The organism is Enterococcus sp. 9D6_DIV0238, from assembly GCF_002174455.2.
GTDB classification, from domain to species: Bacteria; Bacillota; Bacilli; order Lactobacillales; family Enterococcaceae; genus Enterococcus_L; species Enterococcus_L dunnyi.
The window spans coordinates 3,460,514-3,478,369 of sequence record NZ_CP147246.1 but is presented as its reverse complement, the minus strand read 5'-3'; the positions used below and the strand labels follow the sequence as shown (position 1 = coordinate 3,478,369).

The window sequence follows — 17,856 nt, the reverse complement described above, 5'->3', positions numbered from 1 at the left end:
TGCTTCTAATTCAATATATTGTGTAGTGCTTCTCCAGAGATTTCTTCTGCATGCCATTCTACAACCCCATAATGATTATTAGATAATTCTGCTACTTTATCAATCCATGTATTTTCATTTTGTGCTCGGGCTAGTAACATTGGATTTGTTGTACCACTTGTTAACATACTGTTATTCACGACCCACCATGTATGAGCAATGCCTGCTCGATCCAAGTCTTCCTGTAGTCGCATAGATTCATAAACAGGTGTTGTTTCAGGTAAAGTGACCATGACCACTTCGGTTTCTTTTCCATCTTGCAAACGAGGTAAGAGACGTTTCACTGATTCTGGTACTTCACCAGATGTCCGCTCTACTTCTTTATGGTAGCTTTGGGTAGAATCAAGTAATAGTAAAGTATGTCCTGTTGGTGCGGTATCAATAACTACCACATCACAATCGGCATCATCCACAATCTCTGCAAAAGCTCTGAATACAGCGATTTCTTGTGTACAAGGCGAACGCAAATCTTCTTCTACATAAGCAACATCATCTGGTGACATCGTTTCACGAGCCTTGCTTAATACTTCTTCTGTATAATCTGCTAATTCCTTGTCCTCATCGATATGACTCACCTTAATTTGATCGGATTCAGAAATCACAAATTGTAAATGAGCAGCTGGATCGGTTGTAGCCAAATGAACTTTCTTGCCTTTATCTGCTAAACCAGTGGCAATTGCCGCAGCAATAGTCGTTTTCCCAACGCCACCTTTACCCATTGTAAAAATCACTTTTTTACCAGATTGATGCAACTCATTCACGATGTCTTTCAATCTAGGAAATGCTCTTGGTGTGACTATTTCAGTTAAAAATTCACCTTGATTGGATTTCAACAATTGGCGTAGATTTTCAACACCAGTCACATTGTAAGAACGTAAAGGAATACTGTACTCAGGAAAAGCTTTCAAACTATCTGGCATTTGTGCCAACGCTTCTTGTTGTCCATCATAAATCAATTGAGATACTTTATCTGTTGCTTCCTCTAAGACGCCATTCACTAATAAAACTTGATTTTCAATGCCTATCTCTTGTAATTCTTTAGAAGCTCGATCTGCTTCTAAAAGTGGTGCCTTTTGTGGTCTTGTTACAAGCATTAAAGTTGTTTTTGCTCCATCAGCTAATGTGGCTACAGCATGCTCATAAATTTCCTTTTTATCACCTAAACCAGATAATTGACCTAAGCAAGAAGCTCCTGTTGTATTTTCATCCATAAAATTACTCCATGCAGATGGTAACTGTAACATTCTTAACGTGTGACCTGTTGGTGCAGTATCAAAAATAATATAATCATACTTTTTCTCTGCTTCTGGATCAGTTAAAAAACCAGAAAATTCATTAAATGCAGCAATCTCTACTGTACAAGAACCAGATAATTGTTCCTCCATATTCGCTAAAGCAGAATCAGGTAGTTTCCCTCTAAATGGTCCCACAACACTTTCTTTATAGTCATCAGCTGCTGTTACAGGATCAAAATTTGCTACAGTTAATCCCGGAACTTCTGGAATTTCTTTCCCTTTATTTGTTAATTCTGTTTGAAAAACATCTTGTAAATTACTTGCTGGATCGGTACTGACTAACATAACTTTTTTCCCACTATCTGCTAAATAAGTAGCAGTGCCACAAGCAGTCGTTGTTTTACCAACACCTCCCTTTCCTGTAAAAAATAGATACTTTGTTAATGGTAGCTGATCTGGTTGGTACAATTTCATGTTTGGTTTCCTCCTTTAAATTTAGCATCATCATTCTAAGCAGTTGTTACTTTCTTTGTAGCTGTTACTCTCCCTTTAGCCTCACAAGAACATGCAGCATTATCAATCGTATGACAAATACAGTCATCCGTGTTTTGAATGATTGTTTGAATGACACTAGATAATACTTTCATATTCTCCGCATTCAATGAATAATTGTGCCATGTCCCTGATTTTCTAGCTTGAACAATCCCTGCATTCATTAACACTTTCATGTGATGGGAAAGCGTTGGTTGCGTAAATTCAAAATGCTCTAATAAATCACATGCACAACGCTCACCACAAGAGAGCATATCCACAATTTGAACCCTTTTTGGGTCTCCTAATGCTTTAAAAACTTTTGCTGTTAATTCATAATCCATCTTTCATCCCTCCATACATAGAAGTTCTTCTATGTATAATATAGATGTTCATCTATCTATTGTCAATAGATTCTGTCTCACTTAATAAAAAAGCCTATGAGAATCTCTTCTCATAGGCTTTAGTTTCTTCGTTTTAGCAACATCCAGATGATGGAGAGCAACAACTATTTGATTGTTCTTCTTTCTTATCCTCTGAGAAATTAACACCAGTATAGACACTAAACTCCTCATTTGACGGATAACCAGCCATTTTCACAATTTCACCATCTAATAAAACAACTGGTAGTATGTCGGCTCCTTTAGACTGTAACAACTCCCCAATTTTTTCATTTTCTACGAATGCTGCAGGATTACCTGTTAAATTAAAACGCTCTACTTCTACACCATCGGCTTTTTCCAATGTTTGAATAATAGAGGAAACTCGAAGCAATTCTGTATCTACTCCGGGACCACAAACTCCTGTGTCACAACACATTGCTGGTTCATACAACGATACTTTACTCATTTTACATAACTCCTTCTTTTTGTTTTATATTCAATATCTGATGTATTAATTCTTGAAACTCTTCAATGTTCTCTGTTACCAGAGAATAATATTGCCATTTGCCTTCTTTACGTGCGGTTACTACTCCTGCCTCAATTAAAACCTTCATATGATGTGATAGTGTCGGCTGAGTAAAATCAAAATTATCCAAAATATCACATGCACACTTTTCACCAGTTGAAATCATATCTAATATTTGAAGTCTATTAGGCTCTGCAATTGCCTTCATAATTTTTGATAATCCTAAATAATCCATATTCTCACCTCCATATAGATATTCATCTATATTTAATATAGAACTTTATCTATGTTTTGTCAATGAGTAAAATATGAGTTGTATTCTATCGTAAATTACAAAATATCTCTTAATGCATCTCCTGAAATATCCTCAGCTTTCCATTCAATCACTGCGTAATGATTGTTAGACAGCTCTGCTACCTTATCTATCCAAACTTCTTCATTTTGTGCTCGTGCTAAAAGCATTGGATTCGTTGTTCCGCTAGAAAGCATGCTGTTGTTCACTACCCACCAAGTACGAGCGATTCCCGCTCTCTCCAAGTCATCTTTTAACCGAATTGATTCATAAACAGGTGTTGCTTCGGGTAATGTGACCATTACTACTTCTGTTTCATCCCCATTTTGTAGCTTAGGCAGTAGCTTTTGAACAGACTCGGGTATATCTCCAGAAGAACGTTCAATCTCCATGTGGTAGCTTTGTGTTGAATCTAATAGCAATAGTGTATGACCTGTTGGTGCGGTATCAATCACAACAACATCACTATCTGCTCCTTCAACTATTTCCGCAAACTTTCTAAAAACAGCAATCTCCTGTGTGCAAGGGGAACGTAGGTCTTCTTCAACATAAGCCACATCTTCTTCTGACATTGTTTCACGAGCCTTTGTTAATACCTCAGACTGATAATCAGCTAGTTCTTTTTCTTCATCAATATGACTCACGCTAATTTTGTCAGTTTCTGAAATAACAAATTGAAGATGTGCTGCTGGATCAGTCGTTGCTAAATGAACTTTTTTTCCTTTGTCAGCTAAAGCCATTGCAATTGCTGCGGCTATCGTCGTCTTCCCTACGCCACCTTTACCCATTGTAAAAATAACTTTTTTATCCGTTTTATATAAATTATCCACAATGACTTGTAAGTGGGGAAATTCTTTTGGTTTAATTGATCCCGTCAATAGTTCTTCTTGATGTTCATTCAATAATTTTCTAATATTTTCAATTCCGGTTAAATTATATGGACGTAATGGTACAAAATATTCTGGATACTTAGCTAAACTTGCTGGCATTTGTTTTAATGCTTCCTGTTGAATAGCATAAAATTCCTCAGATACTTTATCTGTTGCTTCTTCCAGTACCCCATTAATAATTAATGCTTGATTTTTAATCCCCATTTCTTCCAATTCTTTTGAAGCTCTATCTGCTTCTAATAAAGACGTTTTTTGTGGTCTCGTTACCAACATCAACGTCGTTTTCTGACCGTCAATTAAGGTTTTAACAGCTAGATCATACATTTCTTTTTTGTCTACAGCACCTGATAATTGTCCTAAAGGAGCAGTTGCGTTCTCATTCTCATCTAAATAATTATTCCAAGCAGAAGGTAATTGAAGCATTCTCAGAGTGTGACCTGTTGGGGCAGTATCAAAAATAATATGATCAAATTTTGTAGAGGCTTCTTTATCCGTTAAAAAATTGGCAAATTCATTAAATGAGGCTATCTCTACAGTACAAGAGCCTGACAATTGTTCTTCCATATTTTCCAAAACTGAATCTGGCAATTTACCACGATAAGGTCCTACAATACTTTCTTTATAGTCATTAGCCGCCTCCACAGGGTCAAAGTTGGCGACAACTAAACCTTCTACATTAGGAATTTTAGTCCCTTTATTTGAGAGTTCTAATTCAAAGACATCCTGCAAATTACTTGCTGGGTCGGTACTAACCAACATGACTTGTTTCCCTTTATCAGCTAGATAAGTTGCTGTAGCACTAGCTGTAGAAGTTTTCCCAACACCTCCTTTACCTGTGAAAAATAGATATTTCGTTAAATTAATTGCCTCTGGTTGATACATTTCCATGATATTTCCTCCTTAATTTTTATTCATTTACACCTGTAAAATTTTCAAATTCTTTTAATGAGGGATAGGCACCAAACTTTTTTACCTCTCCATCCACAACGGTTATCGGTAAGACACTAATGCCATTTTTATCTATTAATGATTTGACTTCCTCATTTTCCAAAAATACATTTGGTTCAATTGTTAAGCTATGACGCTCCACTTCGTAATTTGTTTCTCGTTGAATTTTCTGTAATGTTGGGCTCAAATATAATAGATTTTTATTTACTTCTGCTCCTGTCTTTTTGATGCCACAACACATCTCTGACTCAAATAAAACTAATGATTTCACTTTATTCCTCCTTCAAACACATAGATAAATATCTATGTGTCGATCAAAAAAATAGGGAGATTGTCTCCTTAAACCCCTCTGTTTATTTTTATACTTTTACGGTTTCATTTCTAAAGCCTGTATGAGTATCATTTCATTTGCTAGTTTCCCCAGCTAGTCACAGGTTTAAACTTAGCAAATTGAAACAGAAGAAACTACACTACAATTACTTACATTCAACCATTTTGATATCAACTAAGTCTTTTCATTTCAATACGCCTCATCCTTTCACATAGATCGACATCTATGTATAATATAGATGAGAATCTATGTGTTGTCAATATATAATATTTGTTGCTTTTTCCATTAGGTATTTCAATTTATTGTTGAATACCTAATTTGAAAGGAGAAATTATGAATATTTCTGATGAAAAAAAAGTCATTTACCATCTTATGCAAGCAATTATGACTGAAAGACGACAACTAACTGAACAATATTTTGACTTAAAAGAGCGATTAAATGAGCTTAGTCAAACTACCACGAATGTTCACGAAAATAATGAATATTCGACAATGAGACAAAATCATATTAAAAAAGAAGATATTGAGAACGCTAAGTACTTATTAGCAAAAAAAGAAGGAAAATCCTACCTTCCTTACTCAAAAATAGCATTACAAATTTCTCATCTTCTTAAAAGTCATGGTGTGCCACTAAGTAATAAACAAATATATGAAAAACTAATCAATGATTTTCAACTATCTATCAACTACTCAAATTTGACGAACAATATTTTACCAAGAATGAATTCAGATTCTTCTATAAACGTCGAGAAAGTGACTCGAGGTTACTGGCAGTATAAATTAAATAATTAGTAAAGGATGATTCAATCATGAAATCAGAAGTTGAAGTTAACTATTTATTTGTTAGTTATGTACAGCAATCTATTAAAAATTCTGCCAGTGCTTGCCTAAAAAAGAAACAAAAATATTCTCATACCTACTTTCCAACTGATTCATTAGAAGATATTATGAGAAGCAGTATATCCGAATCTTATTTATCTCTTGATTTTATCTCAGAATCTGAAATTGTGAATCTAGAAAATTTCGCTGAGGACGAAGCGCTATCTAGGGCTATTGAACAACTAAACTTCAAAGAAAAAAAACTACTTTATGAAAAATATATTCAATGTAAAACAGATAGTGAAATTGCCCGAATTTTTGATATCAGCCGTCAAGGAGTCTCTATATTCAGAAAAAGATTATTAAAAAAACTTGAGGTATTTTTAAAAAGATAATCAATGGTCTAACAGTCGTGCTCCTCCTTCCATCTTTCACCTAACACTAAGGAAGGAGGGGATATCATGAAAAATTTCTTACCACTAATTGAACAAGCCAAAAAAGGGGATGAACAAGCTATGGAATTGTTACTTAAAGATTTCAAGCCCTTGCTAATTAAAGAAGCATCCAGACAAGGCTATTTGGATGAAGATTGCTTTCAAAACTTAACTGAAACTTTTATAAAAATAGTCCGCAATTTTGATCCAGAAAAATACCTTGGTTAAATTAGAGAGACAGGCTACTTTGCCTGTCTCTTTTCTATCTTTTTTGAAAAAAATCTGAATTATGTTGCTTTTATTTCTTCTTTTTCCAATTTACTTATAGAAACATTGATCTTTGATAATTGAATAATCTTCTATCAAATACGTTTTCTTTGTATTGAGCAACGCTTGAAAAGCGCCATGACCGTGTATTTTACTGCGAGCGATTTTTTTCAAGCAAAGTAGACTTGTCACCTACTGCCACGACATGCAAAGAATATAATGATACTTCTGTAAAGCTCGCCATAAACTGGGGAGAGGTGAAACTCCTATGATATCTTTTGACAAAAGATAATTTGATAGAAGAAAAGAGACAAATTAACAGATTACTATTTAAGATATTGAAGCTTAAACACATATTTATATTTATCCAATTTATAAAATCAAAACGATATTTGTAAGAAGTAAGATTTTAACTCATCAATATTTTTCTAGGAAATGGGAGCTGGAAGTCTTATAATCAATATACAGTATTTGCTTCTAGCTCGCATCCCTTGAAACATATACTGTATCTGAAAGAAAGGTTGAATAAAATTTTATTGATTAATTTTGAATATTCTATTAGTCTCAGAAAGGAAATTGCCTATGAATACTCCTGATAAAGTACCTTTGATTCTTGGTAGATATGTGAACCAACAAACCTTAATGAAAGAGCTGCATATTGGTTTCGACACGTTAAAAATGCTTCATCTAAACGGTTTAGAAGCGGTTATTATCGGGAGACAACATTTATATGACCTAGAAGACTTAAAGAACGTTTTAAATCAATTAAAAAGCGCTGAACATCAATAGGGAATAAAAACGAATATTAAAATCTTACAAACAACAAAATATCCTAATCCAAATAATGAATTAGGAAGGAAGATTTTATATGTCAGTATCTTTTAAACAATACACTAAGTACAATCAAAAGCTTTGGAAATTCCAATGTTACCTTGGAAAAACTGAATTTGGTGAAGAAGTACGCACTACTAGAAGTGGTTTCCAAACAAAAAAGGAAGCCCAGCAAACTTATCGACAGTTACAACTTGATTTTGATAAAAATAAGTTAAAGATGAATGGTAATATTACGTTTAAAGAGCTTTATGAAGAATTTATTGAACAATATCGTTTAAAAGTAAAACCATCTACTATCATGATAACAAGAAGAGCGATTGAAGATCATGCACTTGAATACTTCGGAAATAAAATGCTTAAAGACATTTCAGTCCGATTTTGTACTCAAGTCAATCGTCGCTGGATAAGAGATGGTTATAAGCAAGCTTATTATTTCCGCAGGGCTGTTGCTCAAATTTTACAATATGGTGTTCAACAGGAATTGATTCTTGAAAATCCCATGCGTAAAACTGAACCAATCAAACGTCAAGAAATTGATGAACATTTAGTCGCTACAGAAACAATGACTGTTTATACACCAAAAGAATTAGCCATTTTCTTGGAGTCTTGTAAAAAACATGACAATATGAAAATCGAAACTTATTTTCGTGTTTTAGCCTATACTGGTGCAAGAAAATCTGAAATACTTGCCTTAGAATGGAACGATATTAATTTTGATAGTAACAAATTAACGATCAGTAAAACATTGGCAGAAGTTGAGTACGATCCAAAATCTAAAAAAACTAAAGTAGCCAGTCAAAGCGCCAAAACAAATGCCGGTAAAAGGACTATTTCAATTGATTTAGAAACGATGGCTATGTTACAGGAATGGCGAACTAGACAGCAGTTTGAGTTTAAAGTTTTGGGAATTAGAGCAACGAATAAGCATCAGCTAGTCTTCCCTAATAAAGATAATCATTTTTGTCGCCCCGGTCAGCCAAATGACTGGTATGATGTCATAGCGACTAAGTACAACTTAAAACGAATTACACTTCATGAATTTAGAAAAACACATGTCTCTCTTTGCGCAATGGCTGATATGAACTTAGAGGATATTATGTACCGAGTTGGTCATAAAGATTCTAAAATGACTCGTCAGGTCTATAACTACTTCTATCCTGAACGTGAAGAACGCAGTGCAGATCAATTCGCACAATTCATTGAAAAAGAGAAATATTTATTTTAATCGCTGTTGTAGTTAGTTTTGTAGTTAGTTTGCTTTTACGAAAAAAAGAAGCACCAGAAACATTGATAAATCAACGTTTCTAGTGCTAAAAAAGGCTTTAGCCAACACTGCCTTCCATCTCATAACTAATCAATCTATTAAGTTCAACCGCATACTCCATCGGCAATTCCTTCGTAAACGGCTCCACAAATCCCATAACGATCATTTCAGTCGCTTCTTGCTCTGACAAACCACGGCTCATCAGATAATAAAGCTGTTCTTCCGAAATTTTCGAAACCTTCGCTTCATGCTCCAACGCCACTTGGCTGTTATGGATCTCATTAAACGGAATCGTATCTGATTTCGATTTATCATCCATGATGATCGTGTCACACTCAATATGTGAAATCGAGCCAGCACTATCTTTGGCAAAGGTTACTTGTCCACGATAGTTCACTTCTCCGCCATCTTTAGCGATCGATTTTGAGACGATCGAGCTTGATGTGTTCGGTGCGTTATGAATCATTTTTGCCCCTGTATCTTGGATTTGGTTTTCGCCGGCGAATGCGATCGATAGCATCGTCCCGCGTGCGCCTTTTCCATCTAGATAGACACTTGGGTATTTCATCGTTGCTTTTGCTCCTAGGTTTCCATCGATCCACTCAACGGTTGCTCCTTCGTAAGCTTTAGCACGTTTGGTTACTAGGTTATATACGTTATCTGACCAGTTTTGGATCGTTGTGTAACGTGTATAGGCATCTTTATGCGTGAAGATCTCAACGATCGCTGCGTGTAAGCTATTGCTTGTGTACGTAGGTGCAGTACAGCCTTCTACGTAGTGAACACTTGCGCCTTCATCCACGATGATCAACGTACGTTCAAATTGTCCAGTATTTTCCGCATTGATCCGGAAGTAGGTTTGTAATGGGACGTCTACGCGAACGCCTTTCGGAACATAGATAAAGGTTCCACCAGACCAAACAGCAGAGTTTAGTGCAGCTAATTTGTTATCTGTTGGTGGCACTAATTTTGAGAAATATTTCTTGAATAAATCAGGATATTCTTTCAATGCTGAATCAGTATCGGTAAAGATGATCCCTAGTTTTTGGAATTCTTCTTTCATATTGTGGTAAACCACTTCTGATTCGTATTGGGCAGAAGCACCAGCTAAGTAAGCACGTTCTGCTTCTGGGATCCCGATTTTTTCAAAGGTTTCTTTGATTTTATCTGGTACATCGTCCCAGTCACGAGCAGGTTTATCGCTGGCTCTTTGGAAATATTTGATCTTATCAAAATCGATATCTGATAAATCCGGTCCCCATTCCTGCATTTTCATTTTATTGAATTGTTCTAATGATTTCAAACGGAATTCTAACATCCATTCTGGTTCTTCTTTTTTACGTGAAATTTCTCTAACGACTTCCTCTGTTAGTCCATCTCCCGTACTGAAGATCGGTTTCACATCATCGTGGAAACCAAATTTATATTCTTCTAACTCTGGTACGTTGCTCATTATTTCACCTTCCCTTAAATATAAGTTCGAACTCTAAATACGAATAAACGGTGGGAGCAGAAGCAACCCTTTCGGAAATAAGCTGAAATTAACAAAAATTTGAAAAGCAATTTTCGTTAATTCCTTCTTATTTCTCAGGGTTGAGCACTTCTGTCCCATCCTCTCTTGATTTGTATTTTTATTCTTCGCAGTGTAATTGTCCTGCAGTTCCTTGTCCGTCATTTTCCACTGCTTGTTCTAATGCTTTCCACGCTAATGTGGCGCATTTGATCCGTGCTGGGAATTTCGCTACGCCGCCAAGCATCGCTGCATCACCAAGTTTTTCTTCATCTGATACCTCATTGCCTTGCACCAATTGGGAGAAATCTTCCGCAAGCTGCTCTGCTTCAGTTAAGCTTTTTCCAATGACTGCATCGGTCATCATGCTGGCACTTGCGGTACTGATCGAACAGCCGCTGCCGTTAAAGGCGATATCTTTGATGATATTATCCTGGATATCCAGCTGTAATTCGATCACATCACCGCACGTCGGATTGTTCATTTCGATTGTCTGACTTGACGCATCCAAGCTTCCATGATGATGCGGATGGCTAGAATGATCTAAGATCACTTGACGGTATAAATTATCTAATTTAGAGAGAGCCATGTTGGAAAAACTCCTTTGTCGCTAAAATTGCTTCGATCAATCGATCCGCATCTGCTTTGGTATTGTAGAGATAAAAGCTTGCTCTAGCTGTTGCTGCTACGTCTAAATATTTCAGTAATGGCTGGGCACAATGATGTCCTGCCCGAACTGCCACACCCTCCATATCTAAAGCCGTCGCTGTATCATGAGGATGCAGTCCATCTAAATTAAATGCGATCACACCCGTATGATGCGCAGGATCTTGTGGTCCATACACCGTTAGACCATCGATCGCTAACAATTTTGGCAATACATACTCTACTAATTCTGCTTCATGTTGATGGATATTGTCTAAACCGATCTCATTGAGAAAATCGATTGCGGCACCCAAAGCGATCGCACCGCCAATATTTGGCGTTCCTGCTTCGAACTTCCATGGCAATTCTTTCCATGTACTATCATACAAATTCACAAAATCGATCATTTCTCCGCCGAATTCGATGGGCTCCATTTTCTCTAGCAATTCGCGTTTTCCATATAATACACCAATTCCAGTTGGGGCGCACATTTTATGTCCGCTAAAAGCATAAAAGTCCGCATTGATGGCTTGAACATCCACCGACATATGAGGAACAGCTTGCGCACCATCGACAACTAAGACAGCACCATGACTGTGCGCTAATTCAGCTAGTTCTTTAACTGGATTGATCACACCTAAGACGTTAGAGACATGAGCGATAGAAACGATCTTGGTTTTGTCTGTGATTTGTTGTTTCGCACTTTCCATATCTAAAAAGCCGTCTGCTGTAATATCAATATATTTCAACGTCGCACCTTTACGTTCAGCTAATTGCTGCCACGGAATGATGTTTGAATGGTGTTCCATGTAAGAGATCACGATTTCATCACCAGCTTGTACTGCTAGATCACCATAGCTTTTTGCGACCCAGTTCAAGCTAGTCGTTGTGCCTCGCGTGAATAATGTTTCAGTTGTTTCTTTGGCATTGATAAAAGCTCTAACTTTTTCACGAGCCGCTTCATAATCTTTTGTTGCCCGTTCAGCTAAAGTATGCACACCACGATGGACATTGGCGTTATCATGTTCGTAATAATAAGTCAGTCTATCTAAAACTGCTTTGGGTTTTTGAGTTGTTGCTGCATTATCCAGATAAACAAGCGGCTCGTCATTTACTTCTTGAAACAAGATGGGAAACTGTTGCCGAATCTTATCTGCGTTTATCATGCATTCAACTTCCCTTCAATAACCTCTACAAATTCTTTTTGGACTTCTTTGACCGGGATCGCTGTGATCACTGAGCCTAAGAAACCACGAATGACCAATCGTTCTGCTTCTTCTTTGCGCAGACCACGACTCATCAAATAGTACATTTCTTCTGGATCGACACGACCAACACTGGCTGCATGTCCTGCAGTTACTTCATTTTCATCGATCAATAAGATTGGGTTCGCATCACCGCGCGCTTTATCAGAAAGCATCAAGACACGGCTTTCTTGTTGCGCATCTGCCCCTTTAGCCCCTTTTAAGATATGACCAATTCCGTTAAAGGTCAATGTACCTTTTTCACGGATAACCCCGTGCTGTAAAATGTGCCCTACAGAATGAGACGCTTTATTGGTTACACGTGTATCGATTCCTTGTGTTTGTTTGCCGGCACTGATTGCCACAACTTTGACTTCTGAGTGAGAGCCTTCGCCTACTAAGTCAGAATCAAAATCAGCAACCACATCGCCATCATTCATAACACCGATCGCCCAGTCAACTGAGGCATCGCGCATGATATGACCACGGCGGTTCATATAAGTCGAAAGGTTTTCACCTAATTGATCGACTGCTGAATACTTCACTTTTGAGCCTGCTTTAGCGATGACTTCAACAACGATGTTTGCCGAAACTTTTGCTTTACGTTCGCCGATCGTTTGGAATCGTTCTAAATAACTGAATTCACTATGCTCATCTGCAATGATCAAAACATGTTTGAAGAAGGGCTGTTCACTATCTGAATCTTGGATAAAGATCGATTCGATCGGTTCTTCGATCACGACATTTTTGGGTACATATAAGAACACACCGCTATTCATGAACGCTGTATGGAAAGCTGTCAGCTTGTCTTCGTCCATCTCCACAGCTTTTGTCATATAGTATTCTTTGACTAGATCACCATGTTCCTGGATCGCAGTGAACAGATCAGTGAAGATCACGCCTTGGTCAGCTAATTTTGCTGAAAGTTGTTCAAATGCTGTGATCGATCCTTGCTGCACGATGACTGGATTGTCTTTCATTGCATCAAAGCTAGGGATATTCATCGCTTGTGGTGTATATTCGTCTGTATTTACATTAAACAAAGGCCAACGGTGAAATTTCACCCGTTCGATCTTTGGTAATTCTAAGTGTTCAGCTTTTTCTAAAGCCGCTGCGCGCAAGTCCGTCATCCATGAGGGTTCTTCGTTACGTGCTGAAAAAGCTTTGATGTCGTCAAGATAATTTGCTGTTGTGATATCTTTCATTTATCTTGTCCTCCTTACGCTTCTTCTTTGTATTCGATACCTAATTCTTCACTGATTCCAGCATAGCCTTCTGCTTCTAAACGTTTTGCAAGATCAGCGCCGCCTGTTTTTACGACACGGCCTTCCATCATGATATGCACAACATCAGGTGTGATGTAGTTCAATAGACGTTGGTAGTGAGTGATGATCAATGCGCCAAAGTTTTCGCCGCGCATTTCATTCACGCCTTTTGAGACAACTTTTAAAGCATCGATATCTAAACCAGAGTCGATTTCATCTAAAATAGCAAAAGTTGGTTCCAGCATCAATAATTGTAAGATTTCGTTACGTTTCTTTTCTCCGCCTGAGAAGCCTTCGTTCAGATAACGTTCAGCCATTTCTTCCGGCATATTTAGTAGTTCCATTTTTTTATCTAATTTTTTGATGAACTGCATCACAGAAATTTTGTCGTCTTCGTCACGTTTGGCATTGATCGCTGCACGCATGAATTCGGCATTTGTGATACCAGGAATTTCACTTGGGTATTGCATCGCTAAAAATAGACCTAAACGCGCACGTTCATCTACTTCAAGTTCTAAGACATTTTCACCGTCAAAAAGAATTTCACCTTCTGTGACTTCGTAGTTTGGATTTCCCATGATCGCAGCAGATAATGTCGATTTACCTGTTCCGTTTGGTCCCATGATCGCGTGGATCTCTCCTGTTTTCATGGTCAGGTTCACACCTTTTAAAATCTTCTTATCTTCGATTGATACGTGTAAATTTTTAATCTCTAAAACGGACATGTATAATTCCCTCCAACTTAAAAATAATTATTTTATCGTTCTCATTCATTTTATCCTAATTGAGAATGATAAGCAATCTCTTTACTAGAATAATTCTTAATTACTAGAGGTTTTCTTTGTGAAAAAATGGACTTATTTAGAATCTTTCTAAAGTGAATCTCTTCTTACCGTCTATAAAACAGCTAACCCAAATCATTTTTGACAAACAAAAAAAGAAAGTTCTTCTACATTAAGTAGAAGTCCTTTCTTTCGCTTCATTATTGAGGAATAATTGAGATGTATGTTCCAGTGATCTGAACTTTAGACATACTATCTATATTCGGTAACGCTGCCCAGTTAGGCACTGGCGCACGGTCAGCTTTTACATGTAAAACTGTTCCGCCAGGTAATCCTTCAGTTACGGCCATTGTCGTTTTATAAACCGGTGTTAAGCCATTCACTCTTTGAATGTTGAATGCCCAAATTTTAGTATTACCATTAAAATAAGATTCTCTTGGTGAATAGGTTCCTTCAAAATCAAAAATCCGATCCTTCACAACATAGGCTGCTTGGATTTTTTGTGTATTTGCCGTTACATGCGCATACTGGATCTCTCCAGAATAATCAGCATAGCTAAAGCCAGTTGCACTCGTTCCAGAAAATACACCAGAATAGATTCGTTTCCACTCACCCTCTGAATTAAATGTGAAGGTCGCTCCTCGATTCAAATCATACTCACTTGCCTCCGCACTTGAACTAGTTCCAACAACAGCAAAACAAATTGCCATCATCGAAAGAAAAAATAAAACAATGTTGCTTTTTTTCATGTTAACCTCTCCTTTTTTATAAATGTGCACTAGATGAGATTATCATACGCAAACACAAAAATCAACCTAAAGAATAAAATTGTTATTTTTAAATAATAAATAAATTACAATATACATGTCTTTTTTATAGAGTATTCTGAGTAGACAAAAAAACAGCTGAATTATAACTCGACAGAGCGTAGTTCAGCTGTTTCTATTTGTTTACTTATCTACAGGTTTCACTGAGCCATCCCATTTTTCAAGAATCCAATCTTGGATTTCTTTACTATGCAAGGCATCAACCAATTTTTTGATTTTATCACTATCTTTATCTTCTGAACGAACTGCAACAATATTCACATATGGTGAGTTATCTTTTTCAAGCAAGACAGAATCTTTCAATGGATTCAAGCCTGCACTGTATGCAAAGTTGGCATTGATCGCAACAAGGTCAGCTTCATCATTGTTATACGTTGTTGTTAAGACTTCAGGGTTGATGTTATGAATAAACTTCAAGTTTTTAGGGTTTTTGTCGATATCTTCAAATGTTGCTGTTTCTAGATCAACACCATCTTTGACCGTTACTAAATCCGCATCTTGTAAAATCGTGATGATTCGGCCCCAGTCTGATTCTGAGTTAGAAGTTATGATCGTCGCGCCATCTTTCAAATCCTTGATATCTTTGATACGTTTTGAGTATAAGCCCATTGGCTCGATATGGATACCGCCCGCATTGGCGAAATCATATTTGTTTTCTTTTACTTGTAGATTGAAGTATGGAATATGTTGGAAGTAGTTTGCATCGATATCGCCTTCTGCCAAATTTTTGTTTGGTAAAATGTAATCATCGAATTGAACGATTTCCAAATCAACGCCTTCTTTTTTAAGGATTGGTTTTACTTGCTCCAAAATTTCTGCGTGTGGAGAAGCAGATGCGCCGACTTTTAAAACAGAAGATTCTTTGTCTGATCCCGCAGTTTTACTATCATCTGTTTTACTATTTCCGCCACCACATGCTACTAAACTAACCGTAACGACTGCCAATGCTGCTAAACCGAATAATTTCTTTTTCATCTTTATTTCCTCCAATTATTTTCTATATTAATTGCTTATCGTTTGTCTGAACGTTTTACCAATTGATCACCGACAAATTGAATGATAAACACAATCACCAAAATCAAGATCGTTGCTACAAGTGTTACTGTATTATTGTTCCGGCTAAACCCTTCTTGGTAAGCTAACCCGCCAAGGCCACCACCACCGATGATTCCGGCCATTGCCGTAAATCCGATCATCGTGATCGTTGTTAACGTGATTCCTGATAGTAATGCTGGTTTGCTTTCTGGAATCAAAACTTTAAAAATCTTTTGAAATTTGGAAGCCCCCATCGCATCAGCAGCTTCTAATACACCACTATCCACTTCACGAAATGCAATTTCAACTAATCTAGCATAAAAGGGTGCTGCAGATACGATCAATGATGGGATAGCCGCTTTTGCACCGATCCCTGTTCCCACTAATTTCCGAGAGAAATCCATCAACAAGATGATCAATACAATATAAGGAATCGAGCGGAAAACATTACTAACAACGGATAACACACTATAGCTGATTTTCGCTAGAGGAGACTTGTTGCGGCTCAAACTATATAACAGCAATCCTAACAAGAATCCGATAATAATGACAAAAATCATTGCAACGACTGTCATAAACAATGTATCGACCGCCGCTTGTTTCATTGATTCTGGGTTCACCCGGCTAAAATTCAAGTACTTTTCAACAAATGTTTCATTCGCCACGGTGAATCACCTCCAACCCAACTTCTTTTTCTTTGAAGAAAGCGAGTGTCTTTTCGACTTCATTTTGCTCTCCTAAAACCATGACCGTCAAAGTTCCAAAGGCGCCTTCTTTCGCTTGCTGCACTTGACCTTGAACGACATTGATGTCCACTTTAAACTGACGAATCACTTGAGAAATCACTGGTTCATTGGCATTGTCTCCACTAAACTGAAGCGTAACGACTAAACCAGCTGGATTTTCTTTGATCAACTCACCAAGTAGTTCTTCTGTGTCTTCTTTTGGTTCAAGTTCTTGTTGAACAAAACGTTTTGTGACAGCTTGTTGGGGATTTCTGAAAACTTCTAATACGTCTCCTTCTTCCACGATTTGTCCAAGCTCCATTACAGCTACCTTATTACAAATTTTACGGATCACATGCATTTCGTGTGTGATCAATACGATGGTTAGATTCAATGTTTTATTGATTTCAAGTAGTAGATCCAATACTTCGTCTGTTGTTTGCGGATCTAAGGCGCTGGTTGCTTCATCACAAAGTAAGATCTCTGGATTATTTGCCAATGCTCTGGCGATCCCCACCCGTTGTTTTTGGCCACCGGACAACTGACTTGGATAGGCATCTCCTCTGCCTTCTAAACCAACTAAAGTCAAAAGCTCCTGTGCTCGCTCTTTTCTACTACTTTTAGGCACCCCGGCTAATTCTAACGGCAACATGATATTTTCTAAAATCGTTCTTGACCATAGCAGATTGAAATGTTGGAAAATCATGCCGATCTTCTTGCGGAACTGACGAAGTTCACGATTCGCCATTTGCGCGACATTGTGTCCTTGGATGTTTACTTCTCCTTCTGTTGGCAGTTCCAAGCCATTTAACAGACGAACCAAGGTACTCTTTCCTGCTCCAGAGTAACCTACGATACCATAAATGTCGCCCTGCTCAACAGATAAAGACACATCATTGACGGCCGTTACTTGCCCGTTTTTACCGGAAAATTGTTTTTTTACGTGTTGTAATTCAATTAGAGGCATTTTTCCCCCTCGACTTTCTTTTGTTTTGCTTGTTTAAGTATACTATATGTTTGGCGGTATGGT

General features: G+C 37.3%; 20 protein-coding genes. 5 read left to right on the top strand and 15 right to left on the bottom strand.

Translation table 11 applies throughout. The features are described from left to right. Positions 1 to 5 precede the first annotated feature (5 nt). The 6 genes from arsA (A5889_RS16360) to arsD2 all read right to left on the bottom strand — a co-directional run bounded on the left by arsA (A5889_RS16360) (position 6) and on the right by arsD2 (position 5,115). Positions 6 to 1,748, bottom strand: a complete 1,743-nt coding sequence (gene arsA, locus A5889_RS16360; protein ID WP_002333378.1) for an arsenite efflux transporter ATPase subunit ArsA — start codon at positions 1,746 to 1,748, stop codon at positions 6 to 8. Positions 1,749 to 1,783: 35 nt separating this feature from the next. Beyond that, positions 1,784 to 2,149, bottom strand: a complete 366-nt coding sequence (gene arsR, locus A5889_RS16355; protein WP_087639826.1) for an As(III)-sensing metalloregulatory transcriptional repressor ArsR — start codon at positions 2,147 to 2,149, stop codon at positions 1,784 to 1,786. 133 nt (positions 2,150 to 2,282) lie between these two features. Further along, positions 2,283 to 2,654 (bottom strand): arsenite efflux transporter metallochaperone ArsD, encoded by a 372-nt coding sequence (gene arsD, locus A5889_RS16350; RefSeq protein ID WP_000049327.1) that lies wholly within the window; start codon positions 2,652 to 2,654, stop codon positions 2,283 to 2,285. 1 nt (position 2,655) lies between these two features. Beyond that, positions 2,656 to 2,949 (bottom strand): ArsR/SmtB family transcription factor, encoded by a 294-nt coding sequence (locus tag A5889_RS16345; RefSeq protein WP_002333381.1) that lies wholly within the window; start codon positions 2,947 to 2,949, stop codon positions 2,656 to 2,658. A gap of 95 nt (positions 2,950 to 3,044) precedes the next feature. Beyond that, positions 3,045 to 4,784 carry an arsenite efflux transporter ATPase subunit ArsA gene (arsA, locus tag A5889_RS16340; protein WP_087639825.1) on the bottom strand — a complete coding sequence of 580 codons (1,740 nt, stop codon included), beginning with the start codon at positions 4,782 to 4,784 and terminating at the stop codon, positions 3,045 to 3,047. A gap of 19 nt (positions 4,785 to 4,803) precedes the next feature. Continuing rightward, complete coding sequence (gene arsD2 / locus A5889_RS16335) at positions 4,804 to 5,115, bottom strand: arsenite efflux transporter metallochaperone ArsD-related protein (RefSeq protein ID WP_087639824.1); 312 nt, start codon at positions 5,113 to 5,115, stop codon at positions 4,804 to 4,806. A gap of 393 nt (positions 5,116 to 5,508) precedes the next feature. Between arsD2 and A5889_RS16330 the strand changes: the two genes are divergently transcribed. The 5 genes from A5889_RS16330 to A5889_RS16310 all read left to right on the top strand — a co-directional run bounded on the left by A5889_RS16330 (position 5,509) and on the right by A5889_RS16310 (position 8,754). Next, the gene (locus tag A5889_RS16330) at positions 5,509 to 5,967 is read left to right on the top strand and encodes a hypothetical protein (RefSeq protein ID WP_085406440.1); all 459 of its coding nucleotides are present in this window, start codon (positions 5,509 to 5,511) and stop codon (positions 5,965 to 5,967) included. Positions 5,968 to 5,984: 17 nt separating this feature from the next. Further along, positions 5,985 to 6,389, top strand: a complete 405-nt coding sequence (locus A5889_RS16325; RefSeq protein WP_207114568.1) for a sigma-70 family RNA polymerase sigma factor — start codon at positions 5,985 to 5,987, stop codon at positions 6,387 to 6,389. A 66-nt stretch (positions 6,390 to 6,455) separates the two neighbouring features. Next, positions 6,456 to 6,656: a helix-turn-helix domain-containing protein gene (locus A5889_RS16320; RefSeq protein ID WP_002372173.1), complete on the top strand. Its 201-nt coding sequence runs from the start codon at positions 6,456 to 6,458 to the stop codon at positions 6,654 to 6,656. A 621-nt stretch (positions 6,657 to 7,277) separates the two neighbouring features. After that, the gene (locus tag A5889_RS16315; protein ID WP_002367045.1) at positions 7,278 to 7,484 is read left to right on the top strand and encodes a hypothetical protein; all 207 of its coding nucleotides are present in this window, start codon (positions 7,278 to 7,280) and stop codon (positions 7,482 to 7,484) included. Positions 7,485 to 7,563: 79 nt separating this feature from the next. Further along, complete coding sequence (locus A5889_RS16310; RefSeq protein WP_207114569.1) at positions 7,564 to 8,754, top strand: site-specific integrase; 1,191 nt, start codon at positions 7,564 to 7,566, stop codon at positions 8,752 to 8,754. Between the two features lie 97 nt (positions 8,755 to 8,851). Here A5889_RS16310 and sufB read toward each other — a convergent pair whose 3' ends face one another. From sufB to A5889_RS16265, 9 genes are all read right to left on the bottom strand, one after another. Next, the gene (gene sufB / locus A5889_RS16305; RefSeq protein ID WP_086444234.1) at positions 8,852 to 10,246 is read right to left on the bottom strand and encodes a Fe-S cluster assembly protein SufB; all 1,395 of its coding nucleotides are present in this window, start codon (positions 10,244 to 10,246) and stop codon (positions 8,852 to 8,854) included. Positions 10,247 to 10,424: 178 nt separating this feature from the next. Continuing rightward, a complete protein-coding gene (gene sufU, locus A5889_RS16300; RefSeq protein ID WP_087639821.1) occupies positions 10,425 to 10,892 on the bottom strand; it encodes a Fe-S cluster assembly sulfur transfer protein SufU in 468 nt (155 codons plus the stop codon). Beyond that, positions 10,879 to 12,114 (bottom strand): cysteine desulfurase, encoded by a 1,236-nt coding sequence (locus A5889_RS16295; RefSeq protein ID WP_087639820.1) that lies wholly within the window; start codon positions 12,112 to 12,114, stop codon positions 10,879 to 10,881. Before A5889_RS16295 ends, sufU begins: the two co-directional genes overlap by 14 nt. Next, a complete protein-coding gene (gene sufD / locus A5889_RS16290) occupies positions 12,111 to 13,397 on the bottom strand; it encodes a Fe-S cluster assembly protein SufD (protein WP_087639819.1) in 1,287 nt (428 codons plus the stop codon). Before sufD ends, A5889_RS16295 begins: the two co-directional genes overlap by 4 nt. A 14-nt stretch (positions 13,398 to 13,411) precedes the next feature. Continuing rightward, positions 13,412 to 14,182 carry a Fe-S cluster assembly ATPase SufC gene (gene sufC / locus A5889_RS16285; RefSeq protein WP_086279110.1) on the bottom strand — a complete coding sequence of 257 codons (771 nt, stop codon included), beginning with the start codon at positions 14,180 to 14,182 and terminating at the stop codon, positions 13,412 to 13,414. A gap of 257 nt (positions 14,183 to 14,439) precedes the next feature. After that, positions 14,440 to 14,988, bottom strand: a complete 549-nt coding sequence (locus tag A5889_RS16280) for a hypothetical protein (RefSeq protein ID WP_087639818.1) — start codon at positions 14,986 to 14,988, stop codon at positions 14,440 to 14,442. Between the two features lie 201 nt (positions 14,989 to 15,189). Then, entirely contained in the window at positions 15,190 to 16,041 is an 852-nt protein-coding gene (locus A5889_RS16275) for a MetQ/NlpA family ABC transporter substrate-binding protein (protein ID WP_087639817.1), read from the bottom strand. Between the two features lie 35 nt (positions 16,042 to 16,076). Next, the gene (locus tag A5889_RS16270) at positions 16,077 to 16,706 is read right to left on the bottom strand and encodes a methionine ABC transporter permease (protein ID WP_176372791.1); all 630 of its coding nucleotides are present in this window, start codon (positions 16,704 to 16,706) and stop codon (positions 16,077 to 16,079) included. A 49-nt stretch (positions 16,707 to 16,755) separates the two neighbouring features. Next, the gene (locus A5889_RS16265) at positions 16,756 to 17,793 is read right to left on the bottom strand and encodes a methionine ABC transporter ATP-binding protein (protein ID WP_087639815.1); all 1,038 of its coding nucleotides are present in this window, start codon (positions 17,791 to 17,793) and stop codon (positions 16,756 to 16,758) included. Positions 17,794 to 17,856 lie beyond the last annotated feature (63 nt).